At 38.7% G+C, this 22,819-nt stretch carries 25 protein-coding genes, 5 pseudogenes and 1 riboswitch; of the genes and pseudogenes, 9 read left to right on the plus strand and 21 right to left on the minus strand.

The genetic code is table 11. The annotated features are described in order from the left end of the window. Positions 1-195: pseudogene (locus tag SB775_RS24975) on the minus strand (SH3 domain-containing protein); the annotation flags it as partial. Positions 196-634: 439 nt separating this feature from the next. On the opposite strand from SB775_RS24975, the pseudogene SB775_RS24980 reads away from it, so the two are divergent. Next, a pseudogene (locus SB775_RS24980) lies at positions 635-1,309 on the plus strand (transposase); the annotation flags it as partial. Between the two features lie 194 nt (positions 1,310-1,503). On the opposite strand, the gene SB775_RS24985 reads toward SB775_RS24980, so the two are convergent. Continuing rightward, entirely contained in the window at positions 1,504-1,863 is a 360-nt protein-coding gene (locus tag SB775_RS24985) for a group I truncated hemoglobin (RefSeq protein WP_410863832.1), read from the minus strand. Positions 1,864-2,089: 226 nt separating this feature from the next. Between SB775_RS24985 and SB775_RS24990 the strand changes: the two genes are divergently transcribed. Next, on the plus strand, positions 2,090-2,482 hold the full coding sequence (locus SB775_RS24990; RefSeq protein WP_410863833.1) for a thiol-disulfide oxidoreductase DCC family protein: 393 nt from the start codon (positions 2,090-2,092) through the stop codon (positions 2,480-2,482). A 458-nt stretch (positions 2,483-2,940) separates the two neighbouring features. On the opposite strand, the gene SB775_RS24995 is transcribed toward SB775_RS24990, so the two are convergent. The 7 genes and pseudogenes from SB775_RS24995 to SB775_RS25025 form a co-directional block, all read right to left on the minus strand. Further along, positions 2,941-3,738, minus strand: a complete 798-nt coding sequence (locus SB775_RS24995) for a fumarylacetoacetate hydrolase family protein (protein ID WP_318681698.1) — start codon at positions 3,736-3,738, stop codon at positions 2,941-2,943. 370 nt (positions 3,739-4,108) lie between these two features. Continuing rightward, positions 4,109-4,462 (minus strand): annotated as a pseudogene (locus SB775_RS25000) (VOC family protein). 341 nt (positions 4,463-4,803) lie between these two features. Further along, positions 4,804-5,172 (minus strand): annotated as a pseudogene (locus SB775_RS25005) (KGG domain-containing protein); the annotation flags it as partial. 167 nt (positions 5,173-5,339) lie between these two features. After that, the gene (locus SB775_RS25010; protein WP_061464648.1) at positions 5,340-5,567 is read right to left on the minus strand and encodes a KGG domain-containing protein; all 228 of its coding nucleotides are present in this window, start codon (positions 5,565-5,567) and stop codon (positions 5,340-5,342) included. Between the two features lie 157 nt (positions 5,568-5,724). Further along, positions 5,725-5,880: a YvrJ family protein gene (locus tag SB775_RS25015; protein ID WP_057913045.1), complete on the minus strand. Its 156-nt coding sequence runs from the start codon at positions 5,878-5,880 to the stop codon at positions 5,725-5,727. A gap of 52 nt (positions 5,881-5,932) precedes the next feature. After that, positions 5,933-6,148 carry a DUF2922 domain-containing protein gene (locus SB775_RS25020; RefSeq protein WP_410863836.1) on the minus strand — a complete coding sequence of 72 codons (216 nt, stop codon included), beginning with the start codon at positions 6,146-6,148 and terminating at the stop codon, positions 5,933-5,935. Positions 6,149-6,193: 45 nt separating this feature from the next. Next, the gene (locus tag SB775_RS25025; protein ID WP_089362932.1) at positions 6,194-6,412 is read right to left on the minus strand and encodes a DUF1659 domain-containing protein; all 219 of its coding nucleotides are present in this window, start codon (positions 6,410-6,412) and stop codon (positions 6,194-6,196) included. 736 nt (positions 6,413-7,148) lie between these two features. Between SB775_RS25025 and SB775_RS25030 the strand changes: the two genes are divergently transcribed. Continuing rightward, positions 7,149-7,793 carry a hypothetical protein gene (locus tag SB775_RS25030; protein ID WP_410863838.1) on the plus strand — a complete coding sequence of 215 codons (645 nt, stop codon included), beginning with the start codon at positions 7,149-7,151 and terminating at the stop codon, positions 7,791-7,793. Between the two features lie 43 nt (positions 7,794-7,836). Here the strand turns inward: SB775_RS25030 and SB775_RS25035 are convergent, their stop codons facing one another. The 4 genes from SB775_RS25035 to SB775_RS25050 all read right to left on the minus strand — a co-directional run bounded on the left by SB775_RS25035 (position 7,837) and on the right by SB775_RS25050 (position 9,773). Next, positions 7,837-8,094 (minus strand): sigma-G-dependent sporulation-specific acid-soluble spore protein CsgA, encoded by a 258-nt coding sequence (locus SB775_RS25035; RefSeq protein WP_260398806.1) that lies wholly within the window; start codon positions 8,092-8,094, stop codon positions 7,837-7,839. Positions 8,095-8,204: 110 nt separating this feature from the next. Next, a complete protein-coding gene (locus SB775_RS25040) occupies positions 8,205-8,402 on the minus strand; it encodes a helix-turn-helix transcriptional regulator (protein WP_063235187.1) in 198 nt (65 codons plus the stop codon). A gap of 11 nt (positions 8,403-8,413) precedes the next feature. Then, positions 8,414-8,923, minus strand: a complete 510-nt coding sequence (locus tag SB775_RS25045; protein ID WP_318681741.1) for a DUF6773 family protein — start codon at positions 8,921-8,923, stop codon at positions 8,414-8,416. Positions 8,924-9,203: 280 nt separating this feature from the next. Beyond that, entirely contained in the window at positions 9,204-9,773 is a 570-nt protein-coding gene (locus tag SB775_RS25050; RefSeq protein WP_410863840.1) for a dihydrofolate reductase family protein, read from the minus strand. Between the two features lie 186 nt (positions 9,774-9,959). On the opposite strand from SB775_RS25050, the gene SB775_RS25055 reads away from it, so the two are divergent. The 4 genes from SB775_RS25055 (at position 9,960) to SB775_RS25070 (ending at position 13,530) form a co-directional block, all read left to right on the plus strand. Then, positions 9,960-10,886, plus strand: coding sequence for an NAD(P)-dependent alcohol dehydrogenase (locus SB775_RS25055; protein ID WP_410863842.1), 927 nt, complete (start codon positions 9,960-9,962; stop codon positions 10,884-10,886). 234 nt (positions 10,887-11,120) lie between these two features. After that, a complete protein-coding gene (locus SB775_RS25060) occupies positions 11,121-11,474 on the plus strand; it encodes a hypothetical protein (protein ID WP_410863843.1) in 354 nt (117 codons plus the stop codon). A gap of 98 nt (positions 11,475-11,572) precedes the next feature. Beyond that, positions 11,573-12,106 (plus strand): AAA family ATPase, encoded by a 534-nt coding sequence (locus SB775_RS25065; protein ID WP_410863845.1) that lies wholly within the window; start codon positions 11,573-11,575, stop codon positions 12,104-12,106. Positions 12,107-12,375: 269 nt separating this feature from the next. Continuing rightward, a riboswitch (purine riboswitch) is annotated at positions 12,376-12,479 on the plus strand. Positions 12,480-12,648: 169 nt separating this feature from the next. Then, on the plus strand, positions 12,649-13,530 hold the full coding sequence (locus SB775_RS25070; protein WP_410863846.1) for a 5'-methylthioadenosine/S-adenosylhomocysteine nucleosidase: 882 nt from the start codon (positions 12,649-12,651) through the stop codon (positions 13,528-13,530). 104 nt (positions 13,531-13,634) lie between these two features. Here the strand turns inward: SB775_RS25070 and SB775_RS25075 are convergent, their stop codons facing one another. From SB775_RS25075 to SB775_RS25110, 8 genes and pseudogenes are all read right to left on the minus strand, one after another. Beyond that, a complete protein-coding gene (locus SB775_RS25075; protein WP_410863848.1) occupies positions 13,635-14,015 on the minus strand; it encodes a hypothetical protein in 381 nt (126 codons plus the stop codon). A 184-nt stretch (positions 14,016-14,199) separates the two neighbouring features. Next, a complete protein-coding gene (locus tag SB775_RS25080; protein ID WP_410863850.1) occupies positions 14,200-14,925 on the minus strand; it encodes a ZIP family metal transporter in 726 nt (241 codons plus the stop codon). Between the two features lie 215 nt (positions 14,926-15,140). Continuing rightward, positions 15,141-15,479 (minus strand): hypothetical protein, encoded by a 339-nt coding sequence (locus SB775_RS25085; protein WP_289337113.1) that lies wholly within the window; start codon positions 15,477-15,479, stop codon positions 15,141-15,143. 652 nt (positions 15,480-16,131) lie between these two features. Beyond that, a complete protein-coding gene (locus tag SB775_RS25090) occupies positions 16,132-18,216 on the minus strand; it encodes a serine hydrolase domain-containing protein (RefSeq protein WP_410863851.1) in 2,085 nt (694 codons plus the stop codon). A 93-nt stretch (positions 18,217-18,309) separates the two neighbouring features. Further along, positions 18,310-19,477: pseudogene (locus SB775_RS25095) on the minus strand (serine hydrolase domain-containing protein). A gap of 740 nt (positions 19,478-20,217) precedes the next feature. Beyond that, positions 20,218-20,346 (minus strand): hypothetical protein, encoded by a 129-nt coding sequence (locus SB775_RS25100; RefSeq protein ID WP_274606948.1) that lies wholly within the window; start codon positions 20,344-20,346, stop codon positions 20,218-20,220. 800 nt (positions 20,347-21,146) lie between these two features. Continuing rightward, the gene (locus SB775_RS25105) at positions 21,147-21,329 is read right to left on the minus strand and encodes a hypothetical protein (protein ID WP_061463519.1); all 183 of its coding nucleotides are present in this window, start codon (positions 21,327-21,329) and stop codon (positions 21,147-21,149) included. Between the two features lie 140 nt (positions 21,330-21,469). Then, the gene (locus tag SB775_RS25110) at positions 21,470-21,568 is read right to left on the minus strand and encodes an FbpB family small basic protein (RefSeq protein ID WP_125163469.1); all 99 of its coding nucleotides are present in this window, start codon (positions 21,566-21,568) and stop codon (positions 21,470-21,472) included. A 281-nt stretch (positions 21,569-21,849) separates the two neighbouring features. Here SB775_RS25110 and SB775_RS25115 point away from each other — a divergent pair, with 281 nt between their 5' ends. Beyond that, positions 21,850-22,302, plus strand: a complete 453-nt coding sequence (locus SB775_RS25115) for a hypothetical protein (RefSeq protein ID WP_061463520.1) — start codon at positions 21,850-21,852, stop codon at positions 22,300-22,302. A gap of 13 nt (positions 22,303-22,315) precedes the next feature. Continuing rightward, positions 22,316-22,615 carry a DUF2653 family protein gene (locus tag SB775_RS25120; protein WP_061463521.1) on the plus strand — a complete coding sequence of 100 codons (300 nt, stop codon included), beginning with the start codon at positions 22,316-22,318 and terminating at the stop codon, positions 22,613-22,615. The last annotated feature ends 204 nt before the right edge of the window (positions 22,616-22,819 follow it).

The raw sequence follows: 22,819 nt of genomic DNA on the forward strand, positions 1-22,819 counted from the left end.
TGCTATAATTTTATTAGCAGTAGAAGGACCTGTACGGACATTCAGGTTAGCCGTTGCTGTATAGGTTACAGTTGCTGCATTGGCTACACTTGGTTTTGAAGGGCTAAAACCGATTAAACCTGCACATAAAATAATGAAAGCAAAACCGGTAGCTAGCAATCTTTTGTTTAACGTTACTTTATTTAGTTTTGTCATTTAGAACACCTCAGCTTTAACGAATGTAGTTTTCTATTCATGGAATTAATCTTAAAATACCAGATAAATATATTCTATTACGGTAATAAGATTGGTGGATATAAAATTATCGCAAAGATTATCAATACCCACTGTATAAACAGAATAGGTTTATTTCTGTCATCCCAAAATTCGTTTCCCAAAAAAGAACGCATTATTTTATCTCCTCAATCTAAATCAAAGTCTACTCGTATTATAAACTGTAATGAACTATCCTGCCCTTCTTATTTATAAGTTCAGACAAAAAATATTTCTGGTTGACCATTTTTCATATCAATATATGATAACGGTAGCCGGGGTAGAACGTACCTGCCCGTGGGGCTTAAGATCCCGTCAACTAAACAGTTGCCCCTACTTGCTTAAACATGATTTGGCTGGTTGGGACCAAGATCTCGTATAATTTCAAGCAGTTCTTGATCAGGTTTCCCCTGAGTATCATGGGGTTTTTGGGGACTTATATTCAGTTGTCTCTATACTAACCTTATTAGAATATCCTACATAAAGATGTTTTGATATGATGAAGAAGCTTTAGGTAATAAAATCGATGAATTATGTACAAGTCGTTCAAGAAAGTGGGCAAATACAAAGGCAAAGAAACTTATAGCTGCAGCAGCTAAATCAGACAACACTGTATCAAAGTTGGATGAAGAGATAGGTGCGCAAAAGAAATTGAAGAATATAAGATAATCCGATCAATCCCTGGTATCGGTGAAAAAATGGCAGAAACGACAATTTCTGAAATTGGTGAGATTGATCGGTTTAATCACCCTAAAAAACTCGTAGCATTTGCAGGAATTGATCCTAGTATCTTTGAATCTGGTAGATTCAAGGGATCCGTAAACAAAATAATCAAAATCGGTTCGAGTAGATTACGGCATGCCCTATATATGGCTGTTCGATGTGCCATTCGTGATTGTAGAAAAAAGAAAACACTGATGAAGTCATCCCTCGTAATAAGAGATTACGTGAGTTCTATGATAAGAAGGGGAAAGAAAGAAAGCCCTATAAAGTAGCTGTTATAGCATGTGCTAATAAGCTTCTACATTGGCTTTATGCACCATTACAAAACAACTGAACTTTCCAAAATATGGCCTAGTTTGAAAGTGTAACCGAATATAATAAAACTCTCCAACCACTGTTCATAGGGAGGTTATTTGGTATCATATTTTAGTATAGCATGTAATATTTTTAGTTTTTATTAGCTAGTTTTGTTGCATAAGAAAAGGAGCTGCTGATCAGCTCCTGGTATTGAAGTAATGCACCTGATAGTTATTTATTCAAAATATCATTTCTTAGTGAAGCAACTTTAGTTAAAGCTGTATCTATGTCAGCTTCATTCACTCCAAAGTGAGCAAGTGCATCGTTAAGATGTTTTACAATAGCATTAAAATGGGCTGGTTGCAGATTCATTCCCTGGTGAGCTTTTGCCATTGATTGTCCAGAATATTGTTTTGGACCACCTAATGCAAAACTAATAAATTTTGTCTGATGACTGCGTTGTTTTTCCATATCCGTTTTTTCAAAAAAATGATTAACTGTATCATCCTTAAGCACCAACTCGTAAAAATAGTCCACAACTTTTGCTATCGCTTCTTCTCCACCAATTTTTTCATAAAGTGTTTGATCCATATATACACTCCTACTTTGTAATTAATATAAGTATTTTCTGCAGAAAATTCATTTTTATTCCATATACTTTTGTAAGTAATATTAGGATGTCGATAGAAAATCCAATTGCTAGTGAAAACAAACTGTTAAAACCCCAAACAATTCCATGCGTTTTCGCCTTACCCAAATGGGTAGTGTATTATAGAAGCATGAGTATGATAAACGTCTCTCTATAGGAGGAATGTTCATGAATCCGGTCATTTTATTTGATGGTGAATGCAACTTTTGTGATTCGAGTGTCCAGTTCATTATAAAGCGGGATCCGCAGGGGCTTTTTTATTACGCTTCGCTTCAAAGTGAGGCGGGTCAAGAGCTGCTGAAGAAATACGATGCTCCCGCAGATATAGATAGCATGGTTCTGATCGAAAAGGACAAGGCCTACTATAAATCGTCTGCAGCCTTGAGGATTTGCCGCCGCTTAAAAGGGGCATGGAAATTGCTTTACGGTTTCATCATCGTTCCAAGCTTCATCCGGAACATCGTTTATGACTTCATTGCCAAGAACCGTTACAAATGGTTCGGAAAGAAAGAAGAGAGCTGCATGCTGCCATCGCCAAGTGTTCGAAAGCGCTTTTTATAAAAGGCTCTTTTCGTAAAGATTGTTGTTTTTAAAACGAAACTTTTAAGGTTGATTGGAGCGGAAGTGCGAGACTCCTGCTCGAGCCGCGGGACAGGTGGACCCCACAGGCGTTTACGCCGAGGAGGCTCACCGCCCGCACCAAGGAAAGCGAGCTCTGGAGGGGAAATCAACCACAACTCACTACCTGGTAAATAGCAAGTATGTGAAAACAGCCTTATAAAAAGAACCAAAGCATGTTGTTATACTTCATTAATAAGGAAATAGAACTTCACTATAATTGTGGTTGTAGCCTTGAAATAAAGTTTGATCAAATTAATACAAGAAACCTTGATAAATGAATAAAAAAAATAGAAAGGGCATGTTTTGATTGATCAAAACATGCCCTTATACTATTTAATTGGATTATTCTTTTATAAAAAGGATTGATCATTCTTGGTTATTAAGAATGCTGGCAAATCTTACTGAACACCATTAGTTAATCGACCAATGTTCTCGACTTCAACAACGACCTCATCCCCCGATTTAATCGGGCAGCTGCCAGATGGTGAACCCGTAGCCAAAATGTCACCTGGCTCCAGCGTCATCACCTGCGAAAGCCAGCTGATTAAAAACGGAATGCTTAGAGACATTTGATTGGTATTCCCGTCTTGGACAACGCGGCCGTTTAATGTGGTCACAATTCTCAAATTTGTAGGATCTACCCCGGTAACGATGCACGGCCCCAAAGGTCCGAATGTATCAAATCCTTTGCCCCGCGTAAACTGTGGATCTTTTTTTGTAAGATCTCTTGCTGTGACGTCATTAAATATCGTGCAACCGAACACATAATCAAGCGCATCTTCTTCTTTGATGTTTTTTCCGCGCTTTCCTATGATCAGGGCCACTTCCCCTTCAAGTTCCACTTGGTTGGATAGATCGTTTGGAGGAAGGATGATTTTCTCATTGTCTGCAATAAGCGAAGATAATGGCTTTAGGAATAGAAATGGTTCTACAAGGTTTGCCTCTCCCCCTGTTTCCTTTGCATGACCTGCATATGTCCAGCCGAAATTAACCACTTTCGAAGGTTTTACAGGTTCCAGAATTTTTACGTCACTATATTTCAGCTCTACCCCGTCATACTTTATTTCCTTGTTGACAAGTTCAGCAAAGCTGCTAGACAGTTGTAATATCATCTCATCCTCAACAATACCGTAGTGTATGTTTCCTTGTTGATTCTGATAGCGAACTATTTTTTGCGTTTTTTGTAGCACATGCATTATGAATAAACTCCTTTGATGTAAGGTATACTGACCTCAGATAATATAAAATTCGGGTCTCCATAATCGGAAATGAAGACTTCCAACTCCATTATAACCGAAAAGCACAATAAAACTGAAGTTTAGCGCCCAAATACAATTAAAGTCCCCTTTAGTTAAGGAAGAAATATCAAATAAAAAACAAGAACTGTATGGATTAAACAGTCTTTTTTTATCTTTTCCCATTTATGTCGCAGTATGTGTCACATGTGATATATATAGCCCAGTTTTTCTATTAAACCATCCTGCCCCGATTGTTGCATAAAGAAAAGGAGCTGCTGATCAGCTCCTGAAGTAACGCGCCTGTTAGCTCATGAAGAGGATATATTTTTTATCGCGAGATTAGATATTTTTCTTTGTATATTTGACTTAATTCACTCCATACATCAAATTTATTACCATCTAAATCATAAAAAACAAAGTTTCTCCCCGTGTGACCTCTGTTTTCAATTCCTCCAACTGTTATTTCTTAAGCGTTTAACCCATTAACTTCAAATGTCATAGAAAAGTGTTCTTCACCGTAAATATCATAAAAATTGGAGCTTTGGTTTTCTTTAGATGTAACAAGAAAAAAACTTTGGTTTGCAAAATTAAGAATTGCTTTGTCTGCATCTTTATAACTTAACTCTGCACCCAATTTACCTACATACCAACCCGAAGCAAGTTCTATATCAGTAACTGGTATAGAAGTGGTACCTACCCTTAATACTTATGATCTCTGTCCTTTGAAACTCAATTATTCACCAAGCACACTTTGCAATGTGCTGTGATGGGCATTTCCATGGGACAATGGTTGAATAACATAAGAAACCGAGGGAATGGTTCATTCCCCCGGTCATTTATTAGTTCTACTTGATTTTTCATTCTATATTAACGGCGGCTTTTTTCCCCGCCCTTGCGTCCTGCTTCTTCCCGGCTCATTTTTCCATTACTGGAACCGTCAGAGCTGCCGTCGCCATCTCGTTGATTGGCACGTGCCTCTCCGCCTTTTTCACCGATTTCCTGATAGAACTCCTTGCCATGACTGTCGGATGTCGCTTCTCCGCCTTTTTGGCCAATCTCTTGATAGAATTCCTTATCATGATTTTCGGAAGTCGCTTCTCCACCTTTTTGGCCAATCTCTTGATAGAATTCCTTATCATGATTTTCGGATGTCGCTTCTCCGCCTTTTTGGCCAATCTCTTGATAGAATTCCTTATCATGATTTTCGGATGTTGCTTCTCCGCCTTTTTGGCCAATCTCTTGATAAAATTCCTTATCATGATTTTCGGATGTTGCTTCTCCGCCTTTTTGGCCAATCTCTTGATAGAATTCCTTATCATGATTTTTGGCTGTTGTTTCTCCGCCTTTACGTCCTGCTTCTTCACGATTCATTTTACCATTGTTGTTAGTCATTAAAAATTCCTCCTTATTATTTGGATTTTCCATGAACTAGCTACATGTGTCATATACCCGCTGGAGCGGTTATAAAACTAGAATCTGCTAAATACTTCAGGTCGCTCCTTCTATTTAACGGCGACTCTTTTCCGCGCCATTAAGTCCTGCTTCTCCCAGCTCATTTTTCAATCATTGGACCCGTCAGATTTGCCGCCATCACGTTGATTGGCACGTGCCTCTCCGCCTTTTTGGCCAATTTCCTGATAGAATTCCTTATCATGATTTTCGGAAGTGGCCTCTCCACCTTTTTGGCCAATCTCCTGGAAAAATTCCTTATCATGATTTTTTGCTGTCGCTTCCCCACCTTTGCGGCCAGCTTCTTCCCTGCTCATTTTTTCATTGTTGTTAGTCATTAAAATTCCTCCTTATTATTTGGATTTTTCATGAACTAGCTACAGTTTTATGTATACCCGATAGTTTGGAAATAAAACTAGAATCTACTAAAACTTTTCCATTTCAATTAGGAAAAGCATCATGAATGTTATCACTCATGATGCTCCCCGCTTTTCCTTAACCAGACTTCGGAATCCCTTCTCGCAAGCGATCTGGCAGCTCTACAAGGGTTTCATTCAAAGTATCCAATTTTGTTTCAATCCTATGAAGCAAATAAAGGGTAACAATGATCGGGAACCCAATATCACTGACAAATGGCAGGATTTGATCCACTTGTAATTCACCTCTCTTCCGGGGTGTCCTAAAAAGATGCCCTTCCCGTTCGTTAGATCAATTCCACTTCCTCGACATTCCGCTCGACAATTCGCGCTGCTTTCAAATCGACGAAATCTCCGGAAGATGAAACGAACACATTCCCAGCAATCAGTTGTTCCATTGCCAGTTTAATCGTATTAACATTGACCGGCTTCGGATTATCAACGGAAATCGTCGCTGTCTTCCCTTCCTCCGTAACGAAAATCATTTCCAGTACTTTAGCCATTTTCAAATCACCTCCCCCCACTTCCGACATCGTTCCAAAAGTCGATTAACCAATCAATGAACTTGTATCCACTCGAGTCACTTCCCCCATTGGATAATTCTGCACGCTTGCGATTGCAACAGCTGTCGAAAATAGCTGGTCCGCCGTTGCCTCAACCTTGATGTTCGAAAATGACCTCCGCTTGAAAACAAGAGCCCCATTTTCATTTAACCCCGTCTCAAAATCAATCCGCAACGTACTTGATACTGGAATCTGCTTTGCCATGCCACTCACCCCCTTTCACACTCTATATAAACTTTTTCGGGATGAAAGTAGCATGGTCTTGAAATTTCTTCAGGAAAACGAATCAAAAGCCGCCCAACATTTGAGCAGCTTTTTATCGGTATATTAGTTTTGACTTTCAATGATAATTTGACTGTTACATCGCCAAAAATTAAAGCGGCATATTTACCTGGACGTCTTGTTCAAAAATTCATTTTGTTTTTTCCACGCATGTTAGATGTAATGCAAATCGTAACCTACATTTCCATTTGAAACGGTAAAACCGGGGTATCGGATAGCATAAGTTCCGTTCTCCAATTTTCAACACTGCATTAGATCAAGATGTACTTGTTAAGAATGATAAAGTCAAAAAATATTCATCTTAGATCAGTTGGGAACAAAAACACAATCAGGAAAGAACTTTACAATTTATACCTGATTAAGTAAAGAACAAAGCCCTATCGTTAAAACACAAACTAGTGAGGTAAGTCCTCACTGGAGTTTATTTCTATATAGAGTCTGCTAAATAGCTTTTTCCATCCATAGTTTAAATACGGGGGACATTTTAGCCGTTTTTTATATTTGAAATTCATTTCATTTTATCTTCCCTTTAAATTACTTTTTTATAACTGACAAGTTTCATTTTTTTTTGGCGAAGTTAAATTGCATTTGGCTTTAAATGGCACGTCATGTTCTCCTTTTCTGGGAAATAATAATTACGAAAGGAAGTGGATGTTGGATGTCATTAGAATGGTTTGACAGAGTAAGCGGGGAATTGCAGGATCATCTTAAATCAATTTGTGAAAAATATGACCGCAATGGCAGCATGATCGTGGAACGCGGGTCTAAGCATCCACGCATTGAATTTTATACAGAGCTGGATGACAATGAGAGGGATTACTTTTCCACGCTGTTTTTTGATCCGCATAATGAGGAATTTTATATGGAATCCTTCGAGCCGGATTTAGGGCAGATTAGCAAGGTGATCCTTTCAGATATTGAAGATATCGTCGATGCTGTCCATGAGAGCTTCCATAATTACCTGGAAGAGGATGACACCGATTATGAATATGATCTGGATGATGAATATGATGAATCGTATGATTCAGACGGCGGCGGAGATTCCGATATATACGAAATCGATGTAGATTGGGAAACGCCTGAAGTGACAGCCTATATCCAGGATAATGAAGTGGAGGTCACCTATCAATTCGGGATTGTGCAGGAAACGGGTGATGGAGTGCTGAAACGGATCAATCGGATTCGGACAGCGGATGATGACCTGATAAAGGATGAAACAAATTTCATTTTCAGCAAGGAAGAAGCAAGCACGATCATCGCCATGATAGCCAGTCATATGGATTCACTTAGTGAAATGGAATAAAACCAACAAAACCTTGTCCATGATCACCATGGACAAGGTTTCATCATATAATAATCAGTTCATATACTTCCGACAATTGAGAGACCCGTTCCGTATCACTGACTTCCTTTGCATGCTTAATTTCTTGAGGAAGAATATGGTTAAGGAGTCTGGCTTCTTTACCACTTAGCTTATTGACGAGCTCTTCTTCTGAATGAAAGTGTCCGCTTTTGATTTTATTATAAATTTCCTGCGCTTCAGGATATTGGTCTGTATAGTTAGACAATATCTCACGTAAGTAACCGATTGTACGATCCATCATACCATCCCTCTCGAATGTTAGATTTTTGCTTACAGCTCCACCTATAACTTCCCCCATTTTTTGTTGATACATTCCTAAAAAAAGATATCCAAGTCAATGGATACCCCTAATCAGTCTTCCTCCCAAAACAAATCATCCAATGTACGCGATAATGCCTTACAAATACCCACGCACAAACTCAATGAGGGATTATACTTCCCGGATTCAATCAATCCTATCGTTTGCCTGGAAACGCCGACAATCTTGGCCAGTTCATCTTGTGACAAGTCCTTTTCTACTCTCGCCAGCTTCAGTTTTATATTTTTCAAAGGATTCGCACCTACAATTTCTTATTATCTTCGCTATTTTTCATTCCGATTTTCTTCGCTAGCAAGTATATACCACCAAAAAACAGAAGTAAAATCGGCAAATAGATCATAACTGAAACAAACGATACCAATATAAAATACCATAGACCCTGGGAACTGCTATCCGCATAGGATACAGCACTATTCACCCCCAAAAATGTAGCGATGATGAGGGCTAAAGCAACTGTACCAAAAATGGTCTTCCTGCTCATCGGTGTTTTGCTAGTCCGGTCATGCATTTCCACTTCATCCCAGAGTACACCTAAGAAAATGGAACGAGCTAAGTAATACAGCCCTCCTGCAACGATGATCACGAATTCCAGATATAACTCCCCGCTGCCTGCACCATATTTATATAGTTTGAAAAGTGCACTCACCAGGCAAATGGCCAAGATGACGTGATACATTTCTTTATAAATTTTATTTCTTACATGCTCAACCCGCTCATCCTTGATCTTTTTCGTTCGTTTAAATAAATCCATCAACATTCGACCTCCATTTAATTCCATCACTTACTCTTATTATATGATTTATTTTACCTTTTGCAATATATATATTACATTTTATAATTTATAAATGGCAAAAGGTATAAAAAAGGAATCCACACGTCAAGTATGGATTCCTATTTATGGTTTTACTCGTAAGTTTTGGGGATTTACTCGTGAATTCTAAGCATTTACTCGTGAGTTTTGGGGTTTTACTCGTGAATTTTAAGCATTTACTCGTGAGTTTTGGAGTTTTACTCGTGAATTACCTTGGCAATTATTCTTCATTAAGATGATAGCAAAGTTGAACAACGCCAGAGGAAAATCTTTTTGTATCAACCAGTTTTAGATTCAATCTCTCCTTCATGTCAATAAACAAAGGTTTTCCTTCCCCTAAAACAACAGGGTGAACAGATAACCTAAATTCATCAACCAGCCCAAATCTTATAAAAGATGTAATAAGACTTGCCCCGCCATAAAGCCAGATGTCTTTCCCAGGCTTTTTCTTTAATTTATTTACTTCTTCAACAATATTATCATTAATGATTGTTACTTTATTATCCGTGCTTTTTTTTGTTTTGGAAAACATGAATTTTTCTTTGCCATGTACTAATTTCCACATTTCTTTTTCAGTATCGGATACCTCATTTTCTGGAGTATATTGTCCCCATAAATCATAGCTCTTTCTCCCATAAAAAATTGTATCAATATCATTTAAGAAATCAATGAACCCCATTTCAGGGTCCATAATGCACCAGTCAATTTCTCCTTTCGGCCCTTCAATAAATCCATCTAAAGTAACGGCTAAATCTAAAACTATTCTTCTCGGTCTTTCGTTAATGGTCATACTTTTAGCTCCTTTGTCTTATAGAATGTCCCTTGGATTTCGACCGCTCAGCGATAACAGCCCTGACCGATGCCGGGCTTTTAAGCATTCATTTAAAAGTTTCTTCCGTTTCGCTTACATAGTTTTATATTACAGCTTCCAACATAGTATTAAAAGATTGAATCAAAAAATTTAAGGAGGCTCGCTATGAAAGCAATGGTATGCACAAAATACGGTTCACCCGATGTACTGGAACTCAAAGAGGTAGCAAAGCCTTCTCCTGAGGATAACGAAATACTGGTAAAGGTCCATGCGGCAACAGTGGCTTCAGGGGACATAAGAGTCCGGAGTTTCAAGAGCCCTTTCTTGTTATGGCTGCCGATGCGAATCTTCCTGGGTCTTAGAAAACCGCGAAAATCAATACTGGGAGTGGAGCTTGCCGGGGAGATAGAGGAAACGGGGATGAATGTAAAAAAATTCAAAAAAGGCGACCAGGTTTTTGCCATGACTGGAATGAATTTTGGTGCCCATGCCGAATACACATGCTTACCTGAAGACGGGGCAATGGCAATTAAGCCTGTCAATGTGACCTATGAGGAAGCCGCCGCCATTTCTTTTGGAGGAACGACAGCCCTGCATTTTTTCAGAAAAGGCAATATCCAGGAAGGACAAAAAGTCCTCATCTACGGTGCATCCGGTTCTGTAGGGACTTCGGCGGTACAGCTTGCCAAATACTTTGGGACAGAAGTTACCGGAGTATGCAGTGCCGCCAATTTTGAATTGGTGAAATCGTTGGGAGCCGATAAGGTAATTGATTATACGGAAGAGGATTTTTCGAAAAGGAATGAGCGATATGACATCATCTTTGATGCAGTCGGGAAAAGTTCGAAGGCCACTTGCAAGAAAGCTCTGACCCCGAACGGACGATACGTGTCTGTTGAGGGACAAGGAATAGCAAAGATACGTACGGAAGATTTATTACTCCTCAAAGAGCTTATTGAAACAGAAAAAATAAAATCGGTCATTGATAAACGATACCCGCTGGAGCAAATTCCCGAGGCTCATAGATATGTAGAAAAAGGACATAAAAAGGGAAATGTAGTCATAACCCTAGTCGATCATGATAACTCCTGACAAAGCCTTGCACACTGCCGCATTTCGCGAACTTCTTTAAGCCATTTCATCTTCAGAATTTTTTCTCCTTTTTGACATGATAATACCCCTTAGACAATTGGATCTATAGGGGTATAACAAGCATAATTAGTCATTATTAGGAATGTCCTTCCAGCCTGCTCCCAATCTAGATGTTGAAACTTTTACCAGGAACAATCGTATATGAATGGTAGCTTGTAATTTCTGGAGGATTTAATGAATATAGATGCAATCGTACGATTAGTTTTAATGTTAGGGATTCCGGCCTTCATGATGTGGCGGGGTTATAAAAAGATGTCGGAAGAAGAACGAAACGACGTGAAGACTGATTTTACGAGTAAGCGTTTTATCTCTACATATGGTTTAGTCGCACTCGGTTGCGTATTCTTGTTAGTCGAACCAATTTTTGAAATTGCATGGATGAAAGTGATTAGCGGCGTGCTTTTTTCTATTGGAATGATAGTGAGCAGCGTCTTTATATGGTTGAACGCTTCATCAAAGTGGAAAGCAGTGCTTGGTATCATCTCTTCAATGATCGCTTTAGCCATCTTTTTATGGTGGATTTACTAACGCGGAATTGAAAATACAAACTGAAAACGCTCATCCTTCAATACTCCAAGGCGGATCCATTTCAAAATTAACGAATACACTGTAGGAGGAATATGTACGTGAAGGTCCAAATAATTGGCGGCTCAGGTACTGGCAAAAGCACCTTAGCAAAATTCATTAGTGAAAAAGAACAGATAAAGTGGATAGATACAGATCATTATCTTTGGGAAGATGAATCCTTTACAAGAAATAACCTGATTGAGAAGCGTAACGAATTGTATCAAAAAGACATGGAATCCTGCAGTGATTATGTTGCTTCTGGTTCCATTTTTTCCTGGTGCCCAACAGGGTTTAACAACCGCGACCTCCTGGTTTTCCTTTTTTTAGATGAATCGATTCGCATGGAACGATTACGGAATAGAGAATTGAAGCGAAACGTTAGTGAAATGTGGCTTGATGAAAACGGGGAATATACGAGTGACTTTTTAGAATGGTGTAAAACATATAGGATGAAAGTAGATAAAAGCATGGCTGGCACCTATGCAGAACAATCCTATCAAATGAAATCATCAAAAAGCCCCGTATTAAGCCTCGATAGCTCCCGACCTCTCGAAGAGCTATATGCTGAAATTTTAAATCGAATAAGCCTATAAAAAAGCAGAATGAATCTTTCTGCTTTTTTCCTGTTATTATGGAAGTTATTTAATTTAGTAGGCCTCTCACCTCTTTTGAAATTATACTATTCAGAAGACATTCACATAATGAACGTGCCTAAGACTTCTCTATAAATCCTTATGATATGAAAAAAATTGACGATTCCAATGAATAACACAACATAAACACGAACATTAAATAATATTTTAAATTTAATGTTCACTTTTTCATTGATTATCTATTATTTATTTGTTATATTAGCAAAGTAATAATCATACATATCATTACTCGTATATGCTCGGAAATATGGTCTGAGCGTTTCTACCTGGTTCCCAGTGAAAGAACTAGACTACGAGTTAAAGTATTCGGCTGCCCGCTTGAGCAGCTAATGATTTAGCATTATAATCATTTTGCTTAATCACCTATACTTTGACTATCGTAGGTCTAGAAGGCAGCATTCATTCTGCCGTTCTGGACCTTTTTCTTTGACCGCAACTGCGAGTGTATCAAACAATCGAAATATGTTTTAAGGAGAAATTATATGAGAAAAAACATGTTCAAAAAGTACACTATATTAGGAATCATTACATTACTTTTCGTGTCGGTGATTGCAGCATGCAGTTCTGCTTCCAAAAATGAAACGGTCGAAAAAAAGACTCAAAGGCCTATCATAATTCAAGGTCCAATGCCGATCGAAGCTGAAAATTTCGCGAAAAGGTTAAAAAATGTTAAAGAAGAAAAATCAGGGGATTTTGTATTTTACATTGGAACTTTAGACAATTATCCTGTAATCGTTGCAAAAACAGGTAAAGGGATGGAAAACACAGCTGCCGCTACAGCATTGGCCATTGAAAGATATAACCCTATTGCCATCATCAATCAAGGAACATCAGGCGGACATGATCCAAGCTTAAACGTTTTTGATATTGTTTTAGGAAAAAGAACGGTAAACCTAGGTTCATTAAAAACAGCAGATAAAACTGAAAACCAAGGAATTGATCCAACCATTTGGAAACCAATGGACCTAATGGCTTCTGAAGGAAGTGCAGGAGAAGATCCTAACGCTGAAAAACCACGCTACTACGAGGGAGATAAGGATTTACTCGCAGCTGCTCATGCAGTTAAAGATACCTACACAAAAGGTAAGGTTGTCGATGGTACTATCGGCTCTGCAGACGTTTGGAATAATGAAGTGGATCGGATTAAGTGGTTCCATACGAAATATGGTACATCTGTTGAAGAAATGGAAGGAGCTGCGGCTGCCCAAATCGCCAAAGCTTACGATGTTCCCTTCTTAGGTATACGAGTGCTATCCAATAATAAAGTGAATGGCGGTAAATATAACCCGAATACAGCAGCGGCCAATCAAGAATATGTTTATGAAGTAGTCAAAAAATATATCTCTACGATGCCAAGCAAATAAGGCCGGGCTCGGAGCATATAAAAGAATGAGAATCTTTTGGTCAGCTATCCCTATAGTGAAATAAAAAAGAGCACATATTATATACGATAATATGTGCTCTTCTTTTATTCGCGGAAGACTGTGCCCGATTCTTCCTCCTTGCAAAATAATAAGCTGAGGTTATTCAATGTGTAAAGTCTAGCGGTAAAAATGAATAAGTCACTGTAGTTGTTTTCAACGTACTCCTCAATGATCCCCATCCCTTTTCTGAATCTATCAACTAATAAAGCAGTGTAGTTTTCATCCCATGTAAACCGATTGATTCGTTTAAGTTCATCTGCCAATACTTGAAACTTAAACTCCTCAACAAGAAGTTTTAATTGATACAATTTATCTCTATTTAAACAAAGGCAATTATTTTCATTTTCATGATTTTCCCGGACGAATGTAATGAAACCATTTATATTATCAGCCAGCATATTCGCTATTTGCATCTCGAAGTTCATTTCTAACATCTCCTCAATGTCTGGAATCTATATGAAGAGTGTATGATTTGAAATGATATTTTAACACCAACAATTATTCTTAGAGTAGATTTCCTTATTTCGCCTATGCATTTCGTACTATGGTAGAGTTTATACACAAAAAAATGCCCCCTTCTTTCAAGGGGACAATCTCACTTTTTCGTTATCACATCGAATCCAGAACCAAAGAGATAAGCAGACCTGCCGCGGTGAATATGCCCGTGATCGGTCCTCCGTCTTCATATGCTTCAGGCATCATCGTTGACGCAATCATGGCGATGATTCCGCCGCCCGCAAAGGCTGCCATCGCTGCCAGGATATATTCCGGGGCATGATCGAGGAATAGATAGCCGGACATCGAGGATAGTGCCGAAATGAGCAGTACGGATAACCACAGCAGCTTGATTTTCTTCTTGGAATAGTCACTTTTGAGCAGACCTGTTGTACTTGAGAGCCCCTCCGGAATATTACTGATGAAGATGGCAATGACCAATAGCCAGCTTACCGAGCCACCGCTTATTAAGCTTGCGCCGATCATGATCGACTCCGGTATGGCATCCATCACCGTCCCAATAAAAATGGCCAGGCCCGCTTCTTTCGAAGAGCTATTATTGGACCGTTTCCTTTTAACCGCACCTTTTTTGGAAACAAGGAAATCCAAGCCAGTAAACACGGCGGCCCCTGCTATGAATCCTATTGCCGTCGCCCGGATTCCTCCATCACGCACCGAATCTGCAAGCAGCTCATATGCTGCCGCACCAATCAATACGCCCGTTCCGAATGCCATAATATAGCCAATGATGTTTTTCTTTATCGGAATGAAGATGGCTGCAAGTGCGCCAAGCAAGACAGCAGAACCTGAAACTCCTCCCCAAAAAAACGCATTCCACATCTTATCCCCCCATTTCCTTTTTATAGGTAAGTACCCGGGTTGAAGATAGGGTAAACGGGGTCAGGATAAAGATACGGTTAGCGCGCTTTTTGCAAATGGCCTCAAAAAAAAGCAGTTATATTCCCTGCCATAGTAAAAGAGTATGAAAAGAATAGTAGAGCCTTTTCCGTTATCCTGCCTCCACTATTCATCAAAAGAGGCCCTGCATAAATGAATCATATTACTGATATTTGAGGTTTTCCTTCTTCTTTATCACTAACCTTTTCAATTTTATCAACAAACATTTGGAAAACCTTTCTCTTTTCTTCCAGCTCTTTTATGGATTCTTTCAATTCGTTCAATTTTTGTTCAAAAGGTTTATGATACTGCTCACGGATGTTTCGAATTATTTCATCATTTATAGTGGATTGTACAACTTGTTTGGTAATATTGAATTTATAGGAATATACCTGAAGATCACGCTTAACTTCTTCATACTCTTTTTCTATCCCACTTAGCACACCACTGATTTCTTCATTCCATTCTACTAAAGCCTTTTTCACATGTTCCTCCACCCTTGCTCCCCCTCTTTAACTAACAAAAAATCCATCTCCATAAAAACTTATTTTATCAAAAGTTCATTTCGGTTTCTTTTCGGCTTGGTTACTTAACAAATAAGTTTTATTAAAAACAGATAACAGTCTGCAGCGAGTTAGAAACACTTTTTAAAAATCACATAGAATATAGCCTGACATGTCACTTTAGTCAATAATTTGCGCTTATTTTATGTGCTATTTTGCACATTCAGCTTTAAAACCCAGGCTACCTGTATTTTTTAATGACGATAAAGAGGTTTATGTTAACTAACTTGTTTTTTATTAAAATTGCATATCTATAGGCTAATACCTGACTATAAATTACAAATAATGAAGGTTTATATTACTGAAGCATCATCACTTTTGTATTAGGGGTAAAGACACATGCCCATCAAGCTAAGAAAACAGGTCACCCCCGAAACGATAAAGGTTACAATAAGTGCTCACCGAGAAAATGAGTGGAGCAAAAGATGATCGCCCAGAACTGGTATGCTAGCTGTTCTTGCAGAGTTTGAGCGTGATATTATTCGTGGAAACCCTCTTTGTAAAGATAATGCTAAATACAAACAAAACCAGCAAAACACCTTTTCTGTGTCGTACTGGTTTTGTTGAAGTCCATCTTGAATTGTAGCTAGTTCAACGTGATTGCAAATTCCGAGTTCGGCGCTCCAGCAAATACAACCGTTCCGTTCTTCGGCAGTTTTACTTTGTTATTGCCGCTCACAATGGTAAAATCGACGCATACTCCCTTCTCATCATACACCGCGAACGAACCCTTCGATGGCAACGTCACGGTCATCGTTTTCTCGGCTGCCGATTGCGGGATCGTAAACCATTTCGCATGCCCATTTGCTTGCAGCGTAACTTTAGATGATTGCCCTACATCAAGTGGTTTTACGTTAGTTCCACTTACGTATAACAACCCGGCCATCTCCATAAATTCATTGCCACCTTCTGTATAGAAGTGGGTTTCCGTCGTATCACGACCATTCATCACGGGGATCTGGAGCTGATGCGCCGCGGTGTCCGGACCTGTAATTTTTCTGCCATCCCAATAGCCTTCCAGGCCTTCCTTGCGAGTAATCTGTGTGGTAATAAGTTTCGGTTGTACGAGATATTCAATAGAACTAAATTTCTCGTTCACAAGATAGAACTTGACGCCTTCCCGCTTTGCCCATGCAGCAGCGGTTTTCTTCGATAGCACGTTTTCTTCTAGTTTCTCAGCTAAATAGTGAGTCATCACACTTTGCCCTAAGCTTGGCTGCGATTGATATGTGCTCTCCCTCAAATAAGTTCTTCCATTCTTTTCGGTCACGAAGTTGAGCTTGGAAGTACCCTTCTCATTAATAAAGCTTCCATCCGCAGTATATACATATTTTTCTTCTCGATTAGATGGTAAGAACAGTTCTCCATTCTTCGTAATTTCAATTTTGAAATGAGTTTCGCTATTGCCATAAAAGCCCGCTTTCTTTGTCACACCTTGAGGCATCTTGACCTTGACCGGCTTGCCAAAGGATTTGTTCGGCTTGATGTCCTTAATAGTACCGTTCTCTTTAAGCACGGCGAGCAGCAATTCAGTCGCCATCAGTTGATTTGTAGAACTCCGTCCACCGGATGACAACACAACTGCTGCCATTTTCTGTTCCGGAAGCACGACCAGTATAGCATGTTGCAGTGACGTGTCGCCGCCCTTAGCCAAAGCTTTTATCCCATATTCACTGAATGGGTATAGTTTCACACTATCCCAGCCAAGACCATAGTTAAAAATATTATCTCCATCCCCCGGCCACATCCCTTTTTTATATTCCTCTTGCTCCATTGCCTTGACTACTTTATCAGAGAGGATCCCTTTTCCCTGTCCCATAAATAGTTGTGAGAATCTTACCATATCTTCTGCCGTGGAAGAGATCCCTCCCGTACCAATCACATTCACTGCTTCAATTGGAAGCTGCCCTTGGTACGCCGGAAAATAAAGTCCAGCCCGCTTCTCGTCTCTCCATTTGTCCTGCGGCGTTTTTGTATGATTCATCTTTAAAGGTTCTGTAAGCCGTTGATGTAGAAATTCTGTAAAGCTCATACCGCTGACTCTTTCCACTAAAATTTCGGCCAGTGTAAAGCCATCGTTGCAGTATACCGAGAACGAGCCTGGGTCCGCTTTCAGGCTCTGGTTCGACAATTGCTGCAACAAGGTATCATGGGCATAGGTATCATTATCGTTAAATAAAAATGCATTACTTAACGTGGAACCTTGCAAGCCAGAGGAGTGATTCAACAACATACGCGGCGTAATGCGTTTGTACCGCTCATCTTTCATCTTAAAATCAGGAACATAGTTGACGACAGGAGCATCCAAATCGACTTTTCCTTCGTCGACTAATTTCATTACGGCCGCTGTTGCATACATTTTACTGACTGAACCAATCCCGTATAGAGTATCTTTGGTTAACCGCTGTTCCCCTTCCATATCGTTCTTGCCAGCCTGCCCTGACAAAATAAGTTTGCCATTATCAATTAGCGCATACTGCACGCTAGTCGCCCCATGGGACTTCGTGAGTAGCGCAGCCTTCTCTGCTGCAATCTTCTTCAGTTCTTGGCTAGCTACTTCTTCAATAGTTACAACTGTAGTCTTACTGTCAGAAAATGCTTTCGCCCCTGTTGGTAGGATCATAGTTAGCGCTAATACAGCGGCTAACACACCAGTTAGCTTATTTTTCATGAGGAAATTGCCTCCTTAGATAAGTGATCGATTTCATCATTTATTTGTTTAGCTATTAGAATATGATAAAATTTATCCGTTCTTACTTTTGACCTACTTGCTAAATTCAGCAAGTAAAATATTTTTAAAAGGATTAGGACTGTCAGCGCTACCCAAACTGTTCCAATTGACAGCCAACGTATGCTTGCCTCCAAGTGTACCCCCAACAAGAGTAGTAAACCCTAGAATGCCACCTGTGTGTCCCCATATCGAGACACCGTTCGGAAGCTTAGTTTCATAGATTCCAAGACCATATCCATCGATTCCTTCTTTTCCTGTAGGGACTGTAGTAAGCATTTGTTTTAGTTGTTGTTCTTTCAGTAATTTGCCACCGAGCAAGTAAGAGAAGAATTTGTTTAAGTCGTCAGCAGTAGAAATCATATCTCCAGCAGAGCTACCTGCACTTGGGTTATAATAAGTAACGTCTTTTAGCTCACTTGTTCCGTCTAGTTGGACATATCCACGGGCATGGTTGGTGCCTGGAATAACGCTTGAATTGCCAGGTAGGAATGTATTCGACAATTCAAGTGGTTCAATAATCCGATTTTCAATCTCTTCCGCATAGCTGTTTCTAGTTACTTTTTCAATAGAAATACCCAGTAATACGTATCCTGTGTTTGAATAAGACCACCCCTCTCCTGGGTCAAAGTCTGGAGGCAGAGAAACCCCCATCTTCACTACTCTTCAGCCGTATACGATTTTTTTGTATCCGTAAAATCAGCGTCTTTTGACCTTGAGTATTCAGCGATACCACTTGTATGGTTCAATATCTGCCGGATGGTAATCTTGTTACCATCATATCCATTTCCTTGAATGGCACCAGGCAACCATTTTTCGATGGAGTCGTCTAGATTCAGGCGGTTCTCTCCAGCTAATTGAAGTACAACTGTTGCGGTGAACGTCTTCGTCACACTGCCAATGCGAAAGCGAAAATCTGTTTTCATTGGTTTTTTGGTTCTCAGATCCGCTATCCCAGCGGCATAACCCACGTTTTTCCACGCTCAGAAGTTTTAGCAAGTATCCCCGGGTATCCAAATTGCAATGTATCCCGCATTGCTTCCTTGACGGAACTACGATCTCGTTGGTTGCTTGTTTGTAATGAACTAGATACATTTTGAGTGGGCTCTGCTTTTACAATTGAGGTTGGCGTTGTATATAACAGGGAACTTCCAGCTATTAAAAGGGCCAGACTTGCAAATGTAATTTGCCTACGTATTTTCATAAGGCATTCCTCTCCTCTATTAATATTGTATAGGTGGTTGCTTACTGTTCCTTACCTCCTGACAAGGCTTAGGGAAAAGGCCCTCACTCATATAGATTAAAGCCCCAGTAAAAAGGTATCTATCAATATCAACAATTTGAGCCATTTAAATCTACACCCCTTCTATAACAAAATTATTTAAAGGTATGAAAGCATATTATGTATCCTTAGTTATTGCTAGATTAACGCAACATGAGATATACCACCCAACCCATATTTTACCTTATTTATCCATAATATGCATTAAGAAAGAATGTAAATTCGAATCATTTCCGTACCCAAACTATTGATCGTCTTTTTCACCAATTATAATTAGATATTTAGAATTTCATTATAAAAAACTGTAAAAAAATAACCAATCCCTTAACATATAGGAAGCGGTTGAAAAATGTGTCTAAACGTACAATTTTCTTTTTTTGATAGGGTGACCCTATCGCCAGCAAGCTAAGGTTTTGAAGTACCCCCAGAACGAAATTTTGGACTTTCTTGTAACTTATAAGCTCAATTTATCGTTTTGGGAGTGACCTATTTTCTTAGCTTGATGGGCATGTGGGTGCACCCCATAGCCATCAAGCTAAGAAGAATGAATACCCCCAAAATGAAAATTTTAAGTTGCTTTTCCTAGAAACCTCTTAGTTTTTCATCTTGGGGGACTTGAAAAATATTAACTTGATGGGCATGTGGCTGTACCCCGTAATTGATTATGTAAATCTATTCTCTTTCCCAGACACCCCAGCGATGGTGTTTCCGAAGATGATACAGTCTAGTAATACAACAAGTGTGCTGAAGATGATTTTAAGACCTTCTGGCGTGAAAAATAGATGTTTCATAAACACCACTCCCTTTTCAAAATTTTTCGCTAGGATGCTTGTCTGGACAGCATCTGGGAGCAGAGCCTGGGGAAAAGAACAGTAACATTTAGAGAAAAGTTTCACAATAGAACTTAATCCAGAGTATATAAAAATAGCTGAATAAAAACAGAGTTTGATTACACAAACTCTGTTTTTATTTAAATTTTTTTAATAATATGCTTAGGCAGTTGCTTAAATGAGCCATCTTCATTATTTAAGTAACTCATGACATGATCAGGTGGAAAATAAATATCTTCGAACCGAAGAGTGGGATACGCACTCCAGATATGCGCTAAACCACGAATCTATATTCTAACGAGGTTCATTTCTTTTATTATATTCCTCATATTCTTTCTTCTGGCCGTCATTGAAAGCTTTTACCTGGGGTAGCACCACATCGCCATTAAGCTAACAACATAAATTAATAGAGCCAAATAATATTGATTCAAAACTACCCAGTACTGGGAAATTAGGCATGTCAAAGAAACCTTGAAAAAAGCGATATTTTTTGCTAGGCAGCTTGTCTATCCTTCACCGTCGTTTGATACACAACCCCAAGAATATCAAAGACAGTCATCTTCTGTTGATTTAATGTGAAGAGCGATTAATGGAATCTCATCATAAAACATACATAGATGGAGGGAGATGAATTAAATAAAAAGAGAGTAAATCATCTTTTTTATTTGTTTGTCCTGAGAGAAAGTATTGATCATAGATAGGGGGTTCTGACGTAAAAGTGTTAAAATGTTGAAACAGCACCCCTGAACGGGTGCTGTGAATTAAACTAGTTCATCGTTCTGTTTTTTTAGGAACTTGTTTTCCAACTCTAATTGCTTCATTCGTCGTTGTAATCCTAAATTCTCTAAGTCTTTTTCTAACTCAGATGATAAATCAGTTCGTTCTTTAGCATTCTCCATTTGTTCTCTAGTAGTTGCAAACCTCTTTTGTTCTTTTGAATTCATATTAACAGCCCCTTTCCCGTTGACTTTCTAGGTTCGATATAGCAGGTGGGAAATCCTGCAAAAAACACATTTACCTAGGAATGCAACCGCATTACCACAAAAAAAAACATCCGTTTAGATAGGATGTTTTTATTCTACTCTTATTTCGTTTTCATCTTTATAGTCTGCCCCTGGCGAGCTTCAATTTTTTCCATGACCTTTTTATCTCCTAATATTTTATGTCTGTTTTCATTGACCAGGCTTTGAAAAGGAGGGGTAACTTTCTCGTAATGGCACTTCTTTCTTACTGTTTAGTTTAGTACTTAAACAAGTATCATTATAACGTTTAATTGAAAATCTTTTTACTTTTCTTAATCATTTATATTCACCCTAAAATTCACCTTAAAATTACATTAAAAATAGATGAAATTAGTAGAAATCTATAAATTAAGTGGTATAGTAACATCAAAATAAGCCTTCTAGGAAAGAAACTTTATTAAAAATTGGCTATATTAGATTAATAAAGACAGGAGTAATTGTAATGAAAAAATTGACCTTAATTTTTGTATTAATATTTGCAATAGCTTTACCAAATGTTGCTCAGGCAAAAGGATTTAGTGGTCATAGTTCTTTCAGTCACAGTTCTTCGTTCAGTTCTCATTCAAGTAGGGGCACATATTCAAGTGGAACTTATCATTCTGGATATAAGTCCCCATCAAGCAACGTTACAAGAACGCCATTACGTTCTAACTCTCACACGACTTATAACCAGACCCCACCTTCACGAACAAAAAGTATACTGACTCATGCTGCAGCGTTTGGAACGGGGGCACTTTTAGGCCATATGCTTCATCCATTTGGAGGAAATTATAATGGTGCATATGGAAGTAATGCTTCAAATGGATTTTCCTTTTTGGGAATTCTTGTGGATATACTTTTGATTTTAGTCATCATCTGGGTAATTAAAAACATCTTTACAAGAAGAAGATATTAAGGAGAAATTTAAGATGGAAGTACTATTTAATGAACAAGATCTTGTGGATAGTATTTGTATTTATATTGCGGTAAAAGAAAGCATCGAACCTCAACAGGTAGAAGTAGATTTGGAGTTTCACCCTTCTCTTGGGCTCGCTGCTTCTACTTTAGCATTAGGACGTGCCACACGATTGTATGAACAAGACATCATTGATGCTGTTGCAGTATACTTACAGGACTATCATCAGTTCGTTGCTGATCATTTACAAGTTAATTTATCCTTTTCTGAAAAGGATGGATTTACTGCATCTATCCAAGTATTAAATAATTAGTAATTAGTTTCGACAAGAAACTTCCGGACATTTGTGTACAGGAATTAATAGGTTCTCTTATTATAATTTTGATTCATTATAAAAAGACATATATAAATGTAAAATAAAAAGAAGCCTTAATCTTTATATTGAACTATACCCCGGATAACGGACACACATAAAAAAGTGTCCCTTATCCGGGTTTTTTTATGTTTCAATAGATGT

It is taken from the genome of Peribacillus sp. SIMBA_075 (assembly GCF_046534585.1).